General features: G+C 42.1%; 15 protein-coding genes. 9 read left to right on the forward strand and 6 right to left on the reverse strand.

Translation table 11 applies throughout. The features are described 5' to 3' along the window. Positions 1–10: 10 nt before the first annotated feature. Positions 11–1,252, forward strand: coding sequence for an ABC transporter permease (locus NST85_RS03485; RefSeq protein ID WP_341188545.1), 1,242 nt, complete (start codon positions 11–13; stop codon positions 1,250–1,252). Positions 1,253–1,264: 12 nt separating this feature from the next. Here NST85_RS03485 and NST85_RS03490 read toward each other — a convergent pair whose 3' ends face one another. Beyond that, positions 1,265–2,521, reverse strand: coding sequence for a BaiN/RdsA family NAD(P)/FAD-dependent oxidoreductase (locus NST85_RS03490; RefSeq protein WP_341188546.1), 1,257 nt, complete (start codon positions 2,519–2,521; stop codon positions 1,265–1,267). Between the two features lie 158 nt (positions 2,522–2,679). Between NST85_RS03490 and NST85_RS03495 the strand changes: the two genes are divergently transcribed. The 3 genes from NST85_RS03495 (at position 2,680) to nadE (ending at position 5,882) form a co-directional block, all read left to right on the forward strand. Next, positions 2,680–4,401, forward strand: coding sequence for a two-component system sensor histidine kinase NtrB (locus tag NST85_RS03495; RefSeq protein ID WP_127190096.1), 1,722 nt, complete (start codon positions 2,680–2,682; stop codon positions 4,399–4,401). Between the two features lie 143 nt (positions 4,402–4,544). Beyond that, positions 4,545–4,979, forward strand: a complete 435-nt coding sequence (locus NST85_RS03500) for a BrxA/BrxB family bacilliredoxin (protein WP_127190097.1) — start codon at positions 4,545–4,547, stop codon at positions 4,977–4,979. 93 nt (positions 4,980–5,072) lie between these two features. Next, complete coding sequence (nadE, locus tag NST85_RS03505; protein ID WP_127190098.1) at positions 5,073–5,882, forward strand: ammonia-dependent NAD(+) synthetase; 810 nt, start codon at positions 5,073–5,075, stop codon at positions 5,880–5,882. 104 nt (positions 5,883–5,986) lie between these two features. On the opposite strand, the gene NST85_RS03510 is transcribed toward nadE, so the two are convergent. From NST85_RS03510 to NST85_RS03525, 4 genes are all read right to left on the reverse strand, one after another. Next, positions 5,987–8,173, reverse strand: a complete 2,187-nt coding sequence (locus tag NST85_RS03510) for an alpha-galactosidase (protein WP_127190099.1) — start codon at positions 8,171–8,173, stop codon at positions 5,987–5,989. Positions 8,174–8,183: 10 nt separating this feature from the next. Next, a complete protein-coding gene (locus NST85_RS03515) occupies positions 8,184–8,990 on the reverse strand; it encodes a carbohydrate ABC transporter permease (RefSeq protein ID WP_127190100.1) in 807 nt (268 codons plus the stop codon). A gap of 1 nt (position 8,991) precedes the next feature. Next, a complete protein-coding gene (locus NST85_RS03520; protein WP_127190375.1) occupies positions 8,992–9,861 on the reverse strand; it encodes a carbohydrate ABC transporter permease in 870 nt (289 codons plus the stop codon). A 103-nt stretch (positions 9,862–9,964) separates the two neighbouring features. Beyond that, positions 9,965–11,269 carry an ABC transporter substrate-binding protein gene (locus NST85_RS03525; RefSeq protein ID WP_170220089.1) on the reverse strand — a complete coding sequence of 435 codons (1,305 nt, stop codon included), beginning with the start codon at positions 11,267–11,269 and terminating at the stop codon, positions 9,965–9,967. A gap of 190 nt (positions 11,270–11,459) precedes the next feature. Here NST85_RS03525 and NST85_RS03530 point away from each other — a divergent pair, with 190 nt between their 5' ends. After that, entirely contained in the window at positions 11,460–13,262 is a 1,803-nt protein-coding gene (locus NST85_RS03530) for a cache domain-containing sensor histidine kinase (protein ID WP_170220090.1), read from the forward strand. Here the strand turns inward: NST85_RS03530 and NST85_RS03535 are convergent. Then, positions 13,186–14,706 (reverse strand): response regulator, encoded by a 1,521-nt coding sequence (locus NST85_RS03535; RefSeq protein WP_127190103.1) that lies wholly within the window; start codon positions 14,704–14,706, stop codon positions 13,186–13,188. The two genes, NST85_RS03530 and NST85_RS03535, sit on opposite strands and share 77 nt — an antisense overlap. A 177-nt stretch (positions 14,707–14,883) precedes the next feature. Between NST85_RS03535 and NST85_RS03540 the strand changes: the two genes are divergently transcribed. From NST85_RS03540 to NST85_RS03555, 4 genes are read left to right on the forward strand one after another with little or no spacing between them, the layout of a single operon-like run. Next, a complete protein-coding gene (locus NST85_RS03540; protein ID WP_127190104.1) occupies positions 14,884–15,528 on the forward strand; it encodes a YIP1 family protein in 645 nt (214 codons plus the stop codon). A gap of 27 nt (positions 15,529–15,555) precedes the next feature. After that, positions 15,556–16,617, forward strand: a complete 1,062-nt coding sequence (locus tag NST85_RS03545; RefSeq protein WP_127190105.1) for an efflux RND transporter periplasmic adaptor subunit — start codon at positions 15,556–15,558, stop codon at positions 16,615–16,617. Next, on the forward strand, positions 16,614–17,303 hold the full coding sequence (locus tag NST85_RS03550) for an ABC transporter ATP-binding protein (protein ID WP_341188547.1): 690 nt from the start codon (positions 16,614–16,616) through the stop codon (positions 17,301–17,303). Before NST85_RS03545 ends, NST85_RS03550 begins: the two co-directional genes overlap by 4 nt. Further along, positions 17,300–18,496: an ABC transporter permease gene (locus tag NST85_RS03555; protein WP_127190107.1), complete on the forward strand. Its 1,197-nt coding sequence runs from the start codon at positions 17,300–17,302 to the stop codon at positions 18,494–18,496. The genes NST85_RS03550 and NST85_RS03555 overlap by 4 nt, the downstream gene beginning before the upstream one ends. Positions 18,497–18,567: the final 71 nt, after the last annotated feature.

An 18,567-nucleotide genomic window follows, 5' to 3' on the forward strand; every position in this document is an offset into this window, starting at 1 on the left:
GAGAAAGTCTGTGACCAAGCCCCAATTGACAACCATTCATAAGTTATTTATGAGAAGAGGGTGCGACTTTGTCCGCAAACAATACCGTGCGCTTAATACTGTAGTAGATTGGATCGTGATGCTATATATCGGTGTACCCGGCATATTATTGTTCGCACGGATTTACTATAGCTTGTGGCATGAGGACCTTCCCACTTGGCTAGTCCAAATGCCTTATTCTACAGTTCCATCAGTGATGATGGGACTCATCTTACTTGGAGGCGGATTGACTCTGTTTCTCGAGGCAGCCGATGTATTATTCTTGAGACAGAAACAGAGATGGATTAAAGGTCTGATGTTACGCGGTCTTCTGGTTTCGATTATGAGTCAAGTGCTATTACTTGGAGCGGGTGTGGCCGTCTTGCTGCCACTGTTGCAACGTATTTATGGAATGAATAGTACGGCAGTTTTATCTCTATATCTCGTTACACTAGGTGCTAAATGTATACATATGTTTCTAGAAAACTTGATCAACATCATGTTGAAAGGGTGGAAACGCTGGGCACTACTATCTTTGGTAACTAGTATTTTAGCTACAGGATATATAGCCTGGACCGTCAATGGGACAGGATATCTCGGAGTAGTTCTGTTATTCTGCGTTGTTATTACCGTTCCACTCGGATGGTATAGATTTAACAAGAAGTGGTGTTTCGAGGCAGAGGTTCGTGAGGATGAGCGGCAGAAGACGAAATTGACCAGCTTACTGCTCTTAGGTGCTGTTGATCGTCCTTCCGCTGTACGCTCACGTCCAATATTGTTTCAACATTCGAATGCACTGTTACCCTCGCGTAGTCCTGAGACCAGAGTGGCTGAGTTAGTTGTTAAATCGATTTTACGCAGTAAAAATGCGCTAGGCTATCTTCTGTTCACGTTGCTAGGCTTTATTGGGGTTCAATTACCACCAGCCCCAATCAACATCGTCGTATACATTCTCCTGTTATTTCTATTGCTTCACTGGATGAACAGTTATCGACGCTACTTTTTTTCGCGGGAACTGATGAGAATTCTCCCTCTTAGCTCCGATATGGAGTTTCGTTCCGCCATTCCAACGCTACGAATTATGTTATTTCCGGCCATTCTGTGCCTGAGCGCGGGACTTGGACTCTCTTTACTCAGTGGATGGGGTCTCCTGTTATCCATTCCTTGTGCGGTGCTCGTAACTTGGTGGCTAGGAGCTGCTCCATGGAAGGTTTCTTCGAGAAGGAAGATTTGAGAGTAAGTTCGTTCAGTCTTTTCCCGCGGCATGTTTGCCGGCGGTATACCCAGTTGAAAAGGCAGCCGTAATATTGAATCCGCCTGTGTAACCGTGAATATCAAGAATTTCACCACAAAAGTATAATCCATTAATCTTTTTGGACTCCATAGTTGTAGGATCTACTTCTTTTAAATTTATCCCACCACCTGTAACGAAGGCTTCTCTTAATGAAAGTGTTCCATAGGCTCTTATAGGAAATGTTTTTATAAGTTTCGCAAGGGCCATCCAAGACTGTTTAGGAATATTGTCATGAGTCAAATCCTCGCTTAATTGAGCATTTTGTAATAGAAGGGGGATTAACCTTTCAGGCAGGTACCCTTTTAATACGTTTTTGATGCTCTTCTTGGGTTCTGCTTTTGTTAATTTTAAGGTTTCAGAAAAGATTTCTTCGACACTTTTGTCTGGTGAGAGATCTATGGTAAGCAGGATATTTCCGACATCATATTTCTTCAGGGCTTTGACAACAAACTGACTACATCTTAGGGCTGTTGGTCCTGATATTCCGAAATGAGTAAATAGTAGATCACCATGATGCTCAATGATCTTTTTACCTTTTGGGCTCCATACTGAGAGTCCAATGTTTCTAAGAGACAAACCCTGTAGTTCTTTAGATTGAATGAAAGGTTCGTTTGAAGTAATAGGGACCTCAGTCGGAAATAGTTCTGTAATTGTATGTCCTGCATTCTCTGCCCAAATATACCCATCTCCTGTAGAGCCCGTATGAGGGACAGACTTTCCTCCCGAAGCTATAATAACTTTTCTTCCATAAATGATCTCATTAGTTTTGAGACGTATTCCTACAACCGTGCCATTAGCGTAGAGTACATCTTCAACGGGAGAATTGACTCGAATAGATACTCCTTGTTTCCGCACCTGATTGACTAGGGCATCAACAACAGACTTAGCCTTGTCTGTCACAGGGAACATTCGCCCATTATCTTCCTCCTTGAGCTTAATTCCTAAATTTTCGAAGAAGGCTATGATATCTTTATTATTGAATTTAGAGAAAGTACTATATAGAAAGCGTCCATTGCCCGGTATATTCTTGATGAGGTCTTCGATTTCTTTATTATTGGTAACGTTACATCGTCCACCACCAGATATTCCAAGTTTTCGTCCTAGTTTATCCCCTTTATCTACAAGGAGGACCTTCTCGCCATTTTCACTAGCTGCGACGCTTGCCATAAGGCCTGCTGAACCCCCGCCAACTACAATTACATCGTACATATTTATCTCCTTTTTGATCTAGATCTATTTGTATTTATTTGATTTTTTTTGTGGAATACATGTCACTCTTTAGTCTTAAATAAGAATTATTGTAAAAAACTGTCGGCTATGTTTTAATCGAGACATGAATGTTATTCTTCCACCTGAGGAGGGAAAAAGTGGATGCTGTAAAGGAAATCCTACTACAGGTCTTGATTGCTAGTTTGCCCGCATGTCTGTTTCCGTTATGTTATGAGAAATCCTTCAATTACTGGTCTCGAAATTGGGAATCCGAGCGGCAAGAAGAACGAAGAGGTACTAAAGAGTCATATTCTACGGGATTTATGCTTACCTGTATGATCAGTATGTTGCTGTGTTCACTTTTCTCTGTTCAGCTATGGGGAGTTATTCCACTCAATTTCGGCATTGTTCCATTATTTGCTCTTATGTTATATGGTAGATTGCGAGATGGGATTGCCCTGGCTCTGCTCCAGCTTATCATTTATCCTATATTTGCAGTAAACTACACAATCACAGGACTGATCTTAGAGACAGGCGTACTCCTGTACCCTATTATACTTTTGGCATCCAATCGGTTTAAGAATAGCGACCGTTATGGCAAGATCGTGTTAATCTCACTTTATTCTGTGATTGGCGAACTACCTTCCGCAATTTTCCCTCTATTAAATAGAGGTTTGAACTTTGATTTGGATGTAACCATTATATTTGCGGCTATAGCCAATATCGTGACTACACTGTTGATTGCCAGCTTATTTATTTATATGATTGAGGGCACCATGGAGAAAGAGAAACTCCGTCTTCAGGTCATGCAATTGTCACGTAAATATTTCCGTGAAGCTGAGAAATTACAACAGATGATGGATGCCGCTCCACTAAGCGTTATTTTACTAGATCAACAGCACGGTATTGTGTCGATTAATGACACCTTTCTTCAATTATACCGGATTGAACATCCGAGTGCGATACGAGACGATCTGCTCAAGCAAAAACTGGACAGTGTTCTAGAAGGGTTTCAGTTGGAAAGTATCATTACCCAGGTTGAAAAAACACTGGAGGGTGAGTCTAAGAGTAACATCTTACTACATAATGGTGATAAAACGTACATTACAAGTACTTCCCCTATAAAAAAGGGATATACAGATGAAACTATCGGTGTCGTCATAATTTTACAAGATATAACAGAGCTTGAGGCACTACGTAAGGAATTGAACCATGTTGAGCGCCTGAGTCTCGTTGGTCAAATGGCCGCAGGAATTACGCATGAAATTCGTAACCCAATGAGTGTAGTACGGGGATTCCTACAACTGATGAAGGAGCAGAGTCCTTCTTCATTAGACCACTATTATCGGATTGTGATGGAAGAATTAGATCGTGCCAACTGTATAATTAATGACTTTCTATCCATTGCTCAGAATCAGGTAGTTAATATGGAACGATGTAGCTTACATGACATAATTAAGGAATTAACTCCGCTATTATGGGCGGATGCTAATTTACGTGGTCAGAGCATAGAGGTTGGACTGGATGAGCAGGTGCCTTCCCTTTTTCTTAATGCCAAGGAGATCAAGCAAGTGATCCTAAACCTAGCCCGCAATGGGATGGAGGCGATGGATGGGAAAGGACAGCTAACGCTACAGACCAAACTTACCCCATCTGGTGTAGAAATGATAGTTAAGGATACAGGCATGGGGATTCCTTCTGCACTTAAGGAGAAGCTGTTCGAGCCCTTCTACACGACAAAGGTCCAGGGGACAGGACTCGGGCTTGCGCTATGTCTTAGTATTGTGGAGCGTCATGGCGGGAATATTACTGTGGAATCGGAAGAGGGAAGTGGAACAGCAGTTATTGTTTTTTTTCCGATCACCGAAAGTTTTCTTTGAAACAGTAATCTATTAGCTTAGGACAAGAGTTGATCTTTTTGAAAGTTGCTTTCCTTTCTTTTGAATGTATAATAAAATAAAGCTCGGTGAAGTGGCAGAGTGTCAGCCATGTATCGCTAGTAAACATAAGGAGTGAGCGCGAAATGTCGATGTCATTTGACCAATACATGAGAGATATGGTTCAACCGATGAGGGATGAACTAACCACTCTTGGAGTTCAAGAATTACGTACCCCTGAAGAAGTAGAGGGGAATTTGCCTACATCAAAAGGAACGGCTTTGGTCGTTGTGAATTCGGTATGTGGTTGTGCTGCTGGGCAATGTCGCCCCGGTGTTGCCAAGTCGTTGCAGAACGACCTGACTCCAGATCATTTATTTACGGTATTTGCTGGGCAAGATAAGGAAGCTACGGCCAAAGCACGTGAATATTTTGCTCCATATCCACCTTCATCACCTTCCATTGCTTTGCTGAAGGACGGAGAACTTGTTCATTTTATTGAACGCCATCAGATTGAAGATCGTTCTGCTGATGATATTGCTGCAGAATTAATCGGTGCTTTTGATCGCTTCTGTCGATAAGGAAAGCTGTCAAGGGACGCCCCGCAAATCGGCATTTACCGGTATTTGCGGGGCGTTTTATATAATTACATACATTAGTGGAGGGATCAGACAATGAGTTTGCAACAGGAAATCATTAAGCGTTTGGGTGTGAAGCCAAGTATTGATGTAGATCAGGAAATTCGTAACCGCGTGGATTTTTTGAAAGAATATGTGAAGAATTCCCGCAGTTCTGGGTTGCTGATTGCTATCAGCGGCGGGATAGATAGTGCGGTTGCGGCAGGTCTTTGTAAGCAAGCGAGTGATGAATTGACACAGGAAACGGGTAACGAATATATCACACTTGGTGTATTCCAACCTTATGGCCAACAGGAAGACATTCAACATAGTTATGACGTAGCTAAGGCCTTTGAATTAAAGCATACTTTGGAGACCAATATCGAAGAAGCCGTAAATGAGATCTCATTAGAAGTAGAGCATGGACTTAAGTCTATTGGACAGTCACGTCACATCAGTCATCAGGGTAAGGGGAATGTTAAGGCGCGGACTCGAATGGTTGTTCAATATGCATTATCTTTCGAATTGAATTTACTCGTAGTAGGTACCGATCACGCTTCCGAGGCGATTACTGGGTTCTATACGAAGTGGGGTGACGGTGCGGTAGATATTACACCGCTTAGTTCGCTGAACAAACGCCAAGTTCGCGCGCTTGCTGCTCGTCTGGGTGTTCCGCAGGATATTCTTGATAAAGCACCAACTGCTGGTTTATGGGAAGGCCAGACCGATGAGAAGGAGCTAGGGATTAGCTACGAAGATAACAGTGATTATTTAGAGGGTAAAGAAATTGACCCTGCTGTTAGAGAGCGTCTCGAAGCTTTCTATAGTAAAACTGAGCATAAACGTAGCCCAATTCCAGGGATTTAATGTAGCTCATATTTAAATGGTATCAAATAAAAGAGATAAGATTCATGACTACGAGTACAGTAGTATGGATTTTATCTCTTTTTTGCAGGTTTAGTTACTTGAAATTATAAGCGCCTGAATCTCCAGCTCACACTTTGGAAATCACCCGCAGTAACTGGAACTTGAACTCCTGCGTACATCAACGTGTCTCCGTGCATAGTTAGCCCTAACGATTGCTCTACATAAACGGCTGATGGGTCTAACCCACGTAGCTGTAAGCGACGTAATGGCTCTGCCGGCTCGGCTAACACTTTGATCCAGAAGACGAGAGCCTCGTCTTGTTCTTCCGATACGAACATCCAGGCGGTTTCATTGCCTTCAAATGGACTACTTAAACGGTAGAAATCTCCATTGAATGTCAGGTCGCGTACTTCTTTGCATTGGGAAATTTGCTTTTTTACAAGCTCTTTTTCGTCTAATGTCATCTTAGTTAAGTCTAACTCGTATCCAAAATTGCCCGACAGAGCGACATTACCTCTTGTGCTAAGGGGCGTAATTCGATGAACCTGATGATTCGGAACAGCTGTAACATGTGACCCCATTGCGCTAATAGGATATACTAAGCTCGTTCCGTATTGAATCTTTAATCGTTCAATAGCGTCTGAATTATCACTTGTCCACGTCTGGGGCATGTAATAGAGCATTCCCGGATCGAACCGACCTCCACCGCCAGAACAGCTCTCAAAAAGAATATGTGGGAAACGCTCTGTGATGGTATCTAACACTCGATATAGCCCAAGCATATAACGATGAGCTGTCTCCCGTTGACGTTCTGGGGGGAGACAAGCAGAACCGATCTCCGTCATATTGCGATTCATATCCCATTTAACATAATTTATAGGTGCAGAGGATAGAACACCACTTAAGTTTTCGATTAAAACGTCACATACATCCTGTCGAGATAGATCAAGGATTAACTGGAACCGTCCTTCGGTTCGACGACGGTCGGGAAGATGCAGACACCAATCAGGATGAGCCCGATATAATTCACTATCTACGGAGATCATTTCAGGTTCTAACCATACCCCGAACTGCAAATCCCGTTCGTTCAACTCTTTCGCAAGTCCTGATAGGCCATTTGGTAGTTTCTCAAGATTCACGAACCAATCGCCCAAAGAAGTCCGATCATTGTTGCGCTTCCCGAACCATCCGTCGTCTAATACGAATAACTCAATTCCCAGATTCTTCGCTTCATCAGCTAGACTAACGATCTTCTCCTGGTTGAAATCAAAATAGGTTGCTTCCCAATTGTTAACGAGAATGGGTCGTACTTGATCGCGATACTTCCCACGACTTAATCGTGTGCGATAGATCTTGTGATATTGCCGAGACATGCCACCGAGCCCTTCACTGGAATAAACCATCACCACTTCTGGAGCTTGGAAGGTTTCACATGGTTCAAGTAACCAGTTGAAATCAAATGGATTAATTCCCATACTGATGCGAGTAGTCTGGAATTGATTTACCTCGATGGAAGCTAGAAAATTACCGCTATAGACCAGGCTAAATCCATACGCATCACCATGATCCTCTGTCGTGGTCGGCTCCACTAATGCAATGAACGGATTATGTTGATGGCTACTTGCACCCCGACGGCTCTCCACGGATTGAATACCTGGCGCGAGCAACTTCCGATGCATCCATCGCTCTTTGGCCCATGCACCAGATAATTGAATCCACTCCATAGACTTATGATGGAAATCAATACTAGCGCTTAATGCCCGAAGTAATCGAACTGGCTGCTTCCCTTGATTGGTAAAACGTGTAGATCTCACAATCGCATCAAAGCTCTCATATACGGTATAGCTTAAACATATTTCCATATTACTCACTGGATCTAAGAGAGTGATCTCCAGCGTATTCGCTTCTGTATCCGACTCGACATAAGTAGCTGGAAGACCTTCTAACCGTGGTTTTCCAGGCACAATCCGATGGGATTGATAGAGTAATTCTGCTGCCGTTGTTCCGTTATCGAACTGTATTTGATAGGCGGGCTGGCGAAAATCTGATGTGCCATAACCCGGATACTCCTGTGCTACAACATCAAGTGAGAAATAGGGTTCATCTGGGTCAGTCATAGGTGAGAAGGGACGCTCCACTATCGGAAGGAACTGTGTTAAGTCAGAATCGGTTATTTTCCGTCCCCAATGTAAATGTACTAAATAACCACGATGATCTACTTGGAAAATATAACTGGTCTTCTTCGATTGTAGATGAAAAATCCCATTGTCTGCGTTATATATAATTCCCATGATAATTCAACTACCCCTTTACAGCGCCATCCGCAAGACCACGAATGAAATATTTTTGTAAGAATAAATAGAGAATAGTAACAGGTAGCATTCCAATTACACAACCTGCGGCCACCCAACTGATTTGGTTCTGAAATTGCGAAATGAACTGAGAAAGTGCGACAGGGATCGTCTGCACCGAAACTCTTTGCAAGAAGAAGATAGAGAACTGATAGTCATTCCATACATTCAAGCCGGTCAGAATAATAACGGTTGCTGTAATGGGCTTCAGCAATGGCAGAATAATACGGAAGAAAATCGCAAACTTGTTGCAACCATCGATAAGTCCAGCTTCGTCTAATTCCTTCGGTACTGAACTGATAAACCCTGTGAATAGGAAAATCGTTAATGGTAACTGGAACGTAACCTGCGTTAGAATGGCGGCCCAATACGTATTTATCCCGCCTAAGTCAACAATCATCGAATACAACGGAACTAGAATCGTTAGCGCCGGAACAATTAAGCAGGATATACAGAGTAAATAAATGAACTGATTCCACTTGGTTGGAAAACGTGATAGTGGATACGATGCGAACGCACCAATAAATACAATCAATATGACGGAACAAAACGTAATGATAAAGTTGTTCACGAGTGCCTGGCTTAAATGGGCCTGATTCCAAGCATTCGTGAAGTTATCCATGGTCATATTTGTTGGGAAAACCCACTTTGAACTCGTGTCATCCGACGGTTTCAAGGCCATACTTAGCAAAATATAGAAAGGAATTAAGTGAACGATACCCATCAAGGTTAATATGCTGTATTTTATAGTTTTCATATTACAACTTCACCTCTTTTCGCTTGAGAAGAATGAGTGAAGTAATACTTACAATCGCAATAAATAAGAACATTACATTTCCTAACGCTGCGGCATATCCAGCATCTTGACGTGCAAAGTATAAGTTATACATCATCGTGGACAAGGACGAAGAAGCATATCCTGGGCCCCCGTTAGTCATCGCTACGATTACATCGAACAGCTTCAGACCACCGATAATGTTCAAGACCACATTTACCGTAATAGCAGGCATCAGTAATGGAAGTGTTATATTTTTGAATTTTGACCACCAGTTAGCTCCATCAATAGAAGCCGCCTCATAGTAGTCCTTCGGAATGGACTGAAGCCCTGCAACGAAGATTGTCATGGCTACACCCATAAATTGGAACGTGTTTACAAATGTAATAATCCATACTGCTCTAGGACCGCTCGCCAACCAGTCGACCGGTTGTGCGCCGAATAGTGCCAAGATATCATTAACAGCTCCGCCGTCAAATTGGAAGAAGAAGTACCAAATATAACCCATAATTAACGAACTGATAATGACTGGTAAGTATACGATGGTTCTTACGAATCCTTTAGCTCGTAATTGCTGATCAAGAAATAATGCATAAGCAAGTCCTAAGACATTCTGGAGTATTGTGCTACCGAATCCGAAAATAATAGTATTGATGATCGTAGTTCCAATATTCTTATCACTTAACATAGCCCAGTATTTCTCAAAGCCTACATAGCTATATTGTTGAGAGTAACCATCCCAATTCGTGAATGAAATGCGGATACCTTCAATGAATGGATAAAAAATAAACACTGCGAAAAAAATTAATGCAGGGATGTACATAACATTTAAAATTGTCGAGGAACTCAACATTTTCCGCTTCACTTACACCAGCCCTTTCTCCTCGAACTTAAGAGAAAAGCCCAGGATCCCTTGAAAAGCTCACCTGGGCATCTGTTAAGTTGTTCAATCACATTTATTTGGTTGCACGAAGACGGTCGAATTCTTTCTTCATATTCTCGGAGTATGCTCTTGCATCAATGCCGCCTGCGAGAATGTCTTGACCATTCTTACACAACACATCCCACATTCCATTTGGCAAATAGACACGGTCGAAGAAAGGAAGTACAGGTGTTTCTTTATATTGCTCGTAGAAGGCTGTCAATTCACCCGCATCAATCGCAACGTTAGAAAGTCCAGGAGGCAATTGGTTTGATTTCGCTACGGCAGAAACGTTATCAGATTGTGCAAAGTAAGCTACGAATTTCTTTGCGGCATCGATATTTTTGGAATCTTTCGATATTCCCCAAGTTGTTTTCTCTCCGCCAGCGAATGTTGGGATATCTCCTGCTTGAATTGAAGGAATTGGCATCAGACCTGCATTTAGGTTTGGATTTATTTTTTTCGCTTCTTCAATAAAGTAAGGTCCATACACTCCGAATACTGCTTTACCTTCTGCGAATGCTTTGGCGGAATCGCTATATTTTGCTGTAAGTACGTCTTTGTTCAAATATCCATTAGTTTGTAGATCCTTGAGCATTTGAGGTAATTTATCGAACTCATTCCAATCAAACGTACCATCTAGAAACGCTTGGCTGTAATTCTGCTCTGCACTAATTAAGAGCGGTGTAGCAAAGAAGTCGAAGAATTGTCCGATTGGCCATGAATCTGCCCCACCGATATGAACCGCTACGACGTTACCATTGCTTTTAGTCTTGACTGCTTCAGCAACTGCAAGAAACTCATCGTAAGTAGTTGGAACTTCCAATCCGTATTCTTTCAGGAGGTCAATATTGTACACCGGTCCTGATTTGTCTTGGTCCATCGGAAGTACATATAGTTTGCCTGTTTCATCCGACACACTTGGCTTGATTGCTGGATCTAAGTCGTTAGCCCATGCTTCACCAGATAGGTCCAAAAGATATTCACCATAACGGTTCTTCGACCAACCGTGTGTTGCGAAAACGTCTGGCATGTCCTGCGAAGCCATTTTAACTTTCATCATGTTCTCGTAATCTTTACCTGGTGCACTGAACTCTACTTTAATGTTAGGGTTATCTACCATAAATTTGTTCGAAATATCTTGAAGCACCTTCGCTTGCTCACCTACGACGTTCGTTGATACCGTTAATGTGACATTCTCTTGTGACTTCGTTTCAGCTTTGTTTGCTGTATCATTCCCCGCCGTATTCCCACCTGCATTTTTGTTCGATCCACATGCTGTAAGCGCTGTTACAAGAAGTAGCACTAGGCATATCATCGACAACCAACTTTTTCTCATGTCTATTCCCCCTATGGATAAGATGAATGTTTCTATAAACAATATAGCAATTCGGAATGCGCTTACATATGCCCCGAAACTACGATCTATAAGACGATTTCTACACATCTATTCGATATGGATAAACTAGGCTATGATAATTCATATCGCTACATTAACACGAATATATAGCAAAGGCGGAGGTTTCAAGGTGCGTCATCATCTATATACATTTCGTTTTAAACTTACCAGTCTCTTTGTCATGACCATTGTTATTCCTGTGTTATTAATTGGTTTCGTCATTCCTTATTACTATCAGACAATGATTACGAAAGAGAAACAAGTTTTAACGGAAGGTACGTTGAAGGCGATGGCGCGAAACATTGAGACTTATCTAGATGACCTAGAACGTATTACGATGATGCCTTTTTGGAATGAAAACATTATGTATGCGTTGAAGTTAAAAGCGAATAAACAATACGAAAACTCAGACGATTATACCAAGTTGATCGCTGATCGTGCATTAAATGAGACCCTACCCATCATGTTACAAAATACGAGAAAAGATATTCTTGGTACGCTTCTCATTTCGAATGATGGTACTGTATATGTTACGGACTCGAAAGAGGAGATGACAGGACCCATTCCTGGATTTCCATATCAAAATCAATTCTGGTACAAGCAAGCGGTCGAAGCAGACGGGAATGTTGCCTTTATTAGTGCGCATAAGCGAGACTATTTAATGTTCTCCGAACAGCAGCAGGTATTCTCAGTTGCTAGACTCATTAAGGATCCGGATTCAAGGCAACCCCTTGCGGTCATTATGGCCGAGGCGGATAACAATATATTGAACAAAATGGTAAGGGATATTTCTTTTGATGTCAGTTCCATCGTCGTTATTCAAGATGATAATAATCAGTTATTGTACTCTAGCAAGCCCATTCCGACAGAGGCCTTGAGTGACATCGGAGGGTCAAGCGGGGTTACCAATGTAAGCGGGAAGGACTATGCTAAAGTAACAGAGAGCATACCCCAAGCTGAATGGAAAATAACCGTATTACTATCTGCTGAAGAGTCTGCTTCTAAGGTTCGTTGGCTGTATACAGTCGCCTTTCTATTCCTGAGTATCGGCCTCATCGTCACTTTTGTGTTGTTCCTATATTTATCACGAAATATCATAAATCCATTCAAGCAAATGATTCAAGTCATGCGCAAAGTGCAGCGTGGTAATCTAGATGCTCGGTTCAACGCAAAGGGCCGAGATGAGATAGCTCAACTCGGTGTAGCATTGAATCAAATGATATCTCAACTTAATGAAATAATCATTCGTGAGTATCGTACCGATCTTGCCAAGCGAGATGCAGAGTATCGCGCACTACAGTCGCAAATCCATCCTCATTTCCTATATAACATTCTTAATGGTTGGATCGGATTGAATCGTGCGGGTGAAAAGGCTACCTTGGAGAAAGCGATTCTTGCCCTTAGCGGCATGTTGCGATACTCATTAGAGTATAATGATTGGTCTAGCATTGAAGAGGAATTTCTGTTTATGCAACGTTACGGTGAATTGCAGCAGCTACGCTTTGATGATCGATTAACGATCACACAGTCTTATCAGTCTGAGCTTAAATCATTTCGTATTCCGAAACTGCTGCTGCAGCCTTTATTAGAGAATGCAATAATTCACGGTTGCGAACCGGCGAATCATCCTTGTATGGTGAATATTCGCACTGAAATGATCGATGACAACGGTACTCCTGCTGTACAAATCAAAATTACAGATAATGGAGTGGGATTTATTCCAGAACGGAAATTGCCTCACAGTTCCAATAGCGTTGGGCTCCAAAATGTCCGTGAACGGTTGATAATCGCTTATGGTAAAGACAACGCACGTTTTGAAATTCAGAGTATTGTTAATGTAGGAACGGAATCCAGAATTACAATTGTTTGGGATTCATCTTTTGATGAAGTTCAGAAGGATAACAATCAAATTGCTCCAGAAATAACCTCGTAAAATGACGGGTACTATAGTAGCCGACTTGTTCGGCTACTTCCTGCACCTTAAGTCCAGGTTTCGTCAAAAACAACTCTTTCGCTTTAACCATCCGAATATGGGTTAAATACTTCATAAATTTCTTACCTGTTTTCTTATGAAACAATGAACTTAAATAATTTGGAGTTACATCCATGTCATGCGCGATCTGTCCTATTCCAATGTCATTCATATAATTTGAATTTACATAATTTAATACTCGTTGAATTAAATCATTCTGTGATAGTTCAGTTTGGGCTTTCTCAGCCAAGCGACTTTCTTGTACACTCTGTAACGACTTGACCCACAGATGAATTTGCCCACCGGTCTCAAGCTCGCACCCTAGAGATGTACATAGGAATACACGTAGGTTCTGCACAGCATGTTGGTCGTACTGGTTCAGTGATTGTATCTTTTGTACAAGCTGTGTCAATTCATTTTCATATTGAAAATAGTCTTGCATATGCGCTAGTTTGCATAACTTATCGACTTGTTCACTGATGATCATATAATTTGGCTTTTCGGCTAATGAAACAACTTCGTGCTCCAGCCAAAGTCTACCAGGAGGTAATAGACGGCGTAATGAAAAGAGACCTGCAAGTTTATTTATGCCTTCCTCTAAATCAAACAAATCCATTTCGCGATCACACTGAAACCCAGTCACAATGCATGAACTGGTTTGAAATTGCTGAATTTGTTGAGTGAGTATTTGTTGGATAAGTGGGAGTTGGAGCTTCATCCGCTGTTCAGCAGATTTGCGCCACCCTATAACTTGTGCTAGATCACCATTCGGAAGTGTAACGAAAGAGATTGCATTCTCTAACATTGCGAATTGTATTTGCTCACTATAAGCCTCTTTTAAATTAACAATCCATTGGAAACGGAGTTTCGTCTGTTCCTGCTCTGTTAAATAGCTATCGATATTGAACAACGTAATTGAGAAACGATAGTCTTGCAAATGATACGTTGTTTCAATTTCTTCAACAGATCGGGTGCGATGAAATAGTGAATTTACAGCGGTTTCAAAATGATTCGCCATTTGATTTACATTCGCTTCAAGTGCAAGCAGCACCTTGGACAGACTCGCTTCGAGTTCCTCTGGACTGACAGGCTTCAGCAAATAATCAAACGCCTGAAGACGAAGTGCATTCCTTGCATAGTTAAAATCTGAAAAACCAGTTAACACGATCCACTGTGTATGAGGAGATAATCCCTTACCTTGCTCCATTGCTTCTAATCCGTTTAGTCCCGGCATTCGAATATCAACAAAAACTAGGTCTGGATGATGTCCTTCCACATATTGTAATAGCTCAGTTCCATCTTTGGCCTCAGCTACAATCTGTATATTAAGTGACATATCTTCAATCATACTTCGAAGTGTTAACCTTATTAAGCGTTCATCGTCAGCTATAATGACTCTCAACATAGATGCCTCCTTAACAATACAAACATAATGAAATGTTTCGAGATAAGCATATGTATTCTATCTTCACACGTCAATCTAATAAGTAAATATATACACTTGTGAATCTTTTTTGCTATGATCTCGTATAGACAGTAAGGACTGTTTATTTTTGTAAATCGATATACAAGTTAAAGGGGGATGAAATGGTTGAAAAATGTATTCACGATCTTTGTATCACCGGTAGAGACGTTTCAAAGAGTTAAAGAAAGCAAGGCAGCTTGGATTATACCTTTGGCAGTGACTATGTTGCTCTCAATAGTTACAGTTTTCCTACAACTGTCGTTAATGGAGAAAGATATAGTCGATAAGTTGCTAGAACAGCAGACAGATCCAGCAACAATGGATGCAGTCATAAGAATATCACAAATTTCTGGCATAATCATGGCGTTTCTCATGTCGGCAGCAGGTATTTTCCTCATGGGGCTCCTGCTCCTGCTTCTGAACCTAGTGGTGCGCGGATCAGCGAAATATATGCAGTTAGTCACGGTTGCAGCTTTCGCCGCATTGCCAACATCTATAAACGGTTTGTTAACTTCACTGATGTTAAAATTCACAGATGCGCAATCTCTAAACGATGTTTCGCTTAGTTTAGGTGCTTTCGTATCGGATAAGGCGAGCTTGATGTATCGTGTCTTGTCTTTTATTAATCCCTTTGGTATTTGGGGAATCATTATGTACGTGGTTGGAGCCGCAATTATGATGGGACGTCCACGTAAGGTGGTTGGAAAGTGGATTATTGGTGCATGGCTGATTATTTCGGTGGGTTCTTTGCTAATTTTATAAATTAAGTTACATAGGATAGGTGATGGAATGCTAAAGAAAAAGTGGGTATGGGGTGTAATTGTAGCACTTATTATTATCATACTAGCAGTAGTTAACATTACGAGTTTGAACAAAGCAACCGAAGTTACTTCTGTGAAAGTGACGGAGGGCACCATTATTGAGCAAATTTATACGAACGGTAAGTTGGAGGCAAAGAAGACGACGGAGATTTATTCGCCGGTAAGTGGTGTAGTGGAATCTGTGAGCGTCAAGCTTGGAGATGTGGTGAAAAAAGGTCAGAGTCTACTGACACTTAGCATGGATGAGATTACGGACCAGCTCGCAAAGGAAAAGATTAATTTGGAGTTGGCAGAAGCAGAGCGTCTCAGCGCCAAGAAGCAACACTTTGATAAGTTTAAAAATTCCATAATTGATGATCCAAGCATGGAAATGGAGGATCTTGACTTAACGCAGTTTGATTTACGGATTAAGAGTAGTAAGTTAACCATTGCTTCACTAGAGAAAAGGCTGAATAACAGTTCGGTTAACGCAGCAGAAGACGGGGTTGTAACCCATATCTCCGTAAATAAAGGTCAACTGATTACGGAAGGAAGTGGGATCGTTACTGTATCCGATCTGTCTTCCTACAACGTTAAGGCCTATTTGAATGAGTTGGATGCAGGAAAAGTTTCAATGGGTATGAGTGCAGTTGTTACGGGTGAGTCCATTACTGGAACCTATAATGGACAAGTAAGTTATTTGGCTAAGATGGCTGAGTTAATCGATCCTGCATCTAAAGATGCAACAGTAGAAATGACTGTGGAGCTAGGAGAGAGCTCACCTGAACTACGGCCAGGTTATAATGTAACGATTGAAATGGTTATTCCTGATAAATTGCGTTTACTCGTTCCAATGGAGGCAATTCAGTATACCGGAGATCAGCCCTTCGTATTTAAGGTGCATGAAGGAAGGGCTGTTAAAACGGTAGTAACGACGGGTAAGGAGAGTGAGGATCAAATTGAGATACTCACTGGTGTGGGCATTGGCGAGGAAATTGCCGTGGAAGGCGCGGAATTGCTCCGTGACGGAGACAAGGTGAAACTTCGATGATTACCTTATCTGACATCACGAAAGTGTACAAGAATGGTCCACTTGAAGTTCAGGCCCTTATGCCGATTAACGTCAAGATTGAAAAGGGAGAATTCGTGGCGATCATGGGTTCTTCGGGTTCAGGCAAGTCAACGCTTATGAATATTATTGGCTGTCTGGATGTGCCGACCGCGGGTCGGTATGTACTGGATGGAGAAGAGGTTCATACTTTAGATGAGGACCAATTGTCCAGAGTTCGGAATCGTAAGATAGGCTTCGTTTTCCAAAGTTTTAATCTACTAGGGCGTCAAACTGTGCTGCAAAATGTGACGCTTCCGATGATGTATGCAGGGATTTCACGAGAGAAGCGAAATGAACGTGCAATTGAACTACTAGAGCGGGTTGGGCTTGAAGACCGGGTGAAGCATCGTCCTACTGAGCTATCAGGTGGTCAGAAGCAACGGGTAGCAATTGCCCGTGCACTTACAATGAATGCACCTATTCTGCTTGCTGATGAACCAACGGGGAATTTAGATACGAAATCATCGAATGATATCATGAGGCTCTTCAAAGAGATTCATCAAGAGGGAACGACGATTGTCCTGGTGACTCATGAGCCTGATATTGCTGAACATGCGGAACGTATCTTATTATTCGGCGATGGAGCATTGCTTAAGGATACACGCAAAGAAAGTGTGCGATCATGAGTATTTGGGAGAGCATATGGGTAGCTTTGGACAATCTGCGGATGAACAAACTCCGATCCTTCTTAACGATGATTGGTATCGTATTTGGTGTGGCAGCGGTTGTGACCGTTGTCTCTATCGGGCAGGCAGGCCAATCTTCCATCATTTCGATGGTGTCAAATTATAATGATGGTTATTTCGTTGTATATCCCAATTACTCAGAGAGCGAGACGGTGGATACAAGCTTCCGGTTCCGAGATTTAACGGAAGCGCGGAAGCTCAAAGGCGTACGTTATGTTTCTGCATCACTCAATTATTCAATGACAACGAAGCTTAAGAAAGACTCACTTCGGGTAAACATTACGGCTACGACATCCGATATGCATAAGATGCAGAAAATTGATATGGTTGAAGGCCGGTTCTTTAATTCTCAGGAGGAGCGGGCGCGGCAGAAGGTCATTGTAGTTGATTCGAAATATGCAGAAAAGGCCTTTGGCTCTACTAAAGGGGCGAGCGGTCGGAAGATCGTTTTTTCTGGAGGCACCTTTCGGATTATCGGCGTGTATAAAGTCCAGGGAAATATCCTTAGTGGGATGGAGGGAGAGCAGTATTCGGCTTTTGCCCCGATCACCGCGATGCCCACAGGGAATAATGGTGAGAGTGAGCAACTAGGAGTAATAGAAGTGTTATCCACCTCTCAAGACAATATCCAAGAGACGATCAAGACGGTTAAGGCTTGGCTTGCAGATAAGAACAATGTTGAACCCAAGGCATATTTGACGCAAACGGGAAAAGAAGCAGAACAAATGGTATCGAGTACGTTCTCTATTCTGCAAACCGTTATTGGTTCCATTGCTGGTATTTCTCTGCTAGTCGGTGGGATCGGTGTTATGAATATTATGCTTGTGTCCGTCACTGAACGGACGCGAGAGATCGGGATCCGTAAAGCAATTGGTGCAACGCCGGGAACGATCATGCTACAGTTTATGATTGAGGCCGTGACCCTATCCTTTATCGGTGGGACAATAGGTGCTTTATTGGGATTGCTTCTAGCCTATATTTTCGCTCTCATATCGGGTTGGCCATTTGTCGTTTCCATGTGGGCCATTTTACTGGCGTTTGGTTTCTCAGCAGCCGTTGGTATCTTCTTCGGATTGTATCCGGCGAACAAGGCTTCCAAGCTCCATCCGATCGAATCGCTACGTTATGAATAATTTATCCAAACAACCCGAAACCACAGCGTCTGCTGTGAGCTTCGGGTTGTTTGTTTTATATTAGGTTAAGG

The organism is Paenibacillus sp. FSL K6-2524 (genome assembly GCF_038005525.1).
Lineage (GTDB): Bacteria > Bacillota > Bacilli > Paenibacillales > Paenibacillaceae > Fontibacillus > Fontibacillus anaericanus.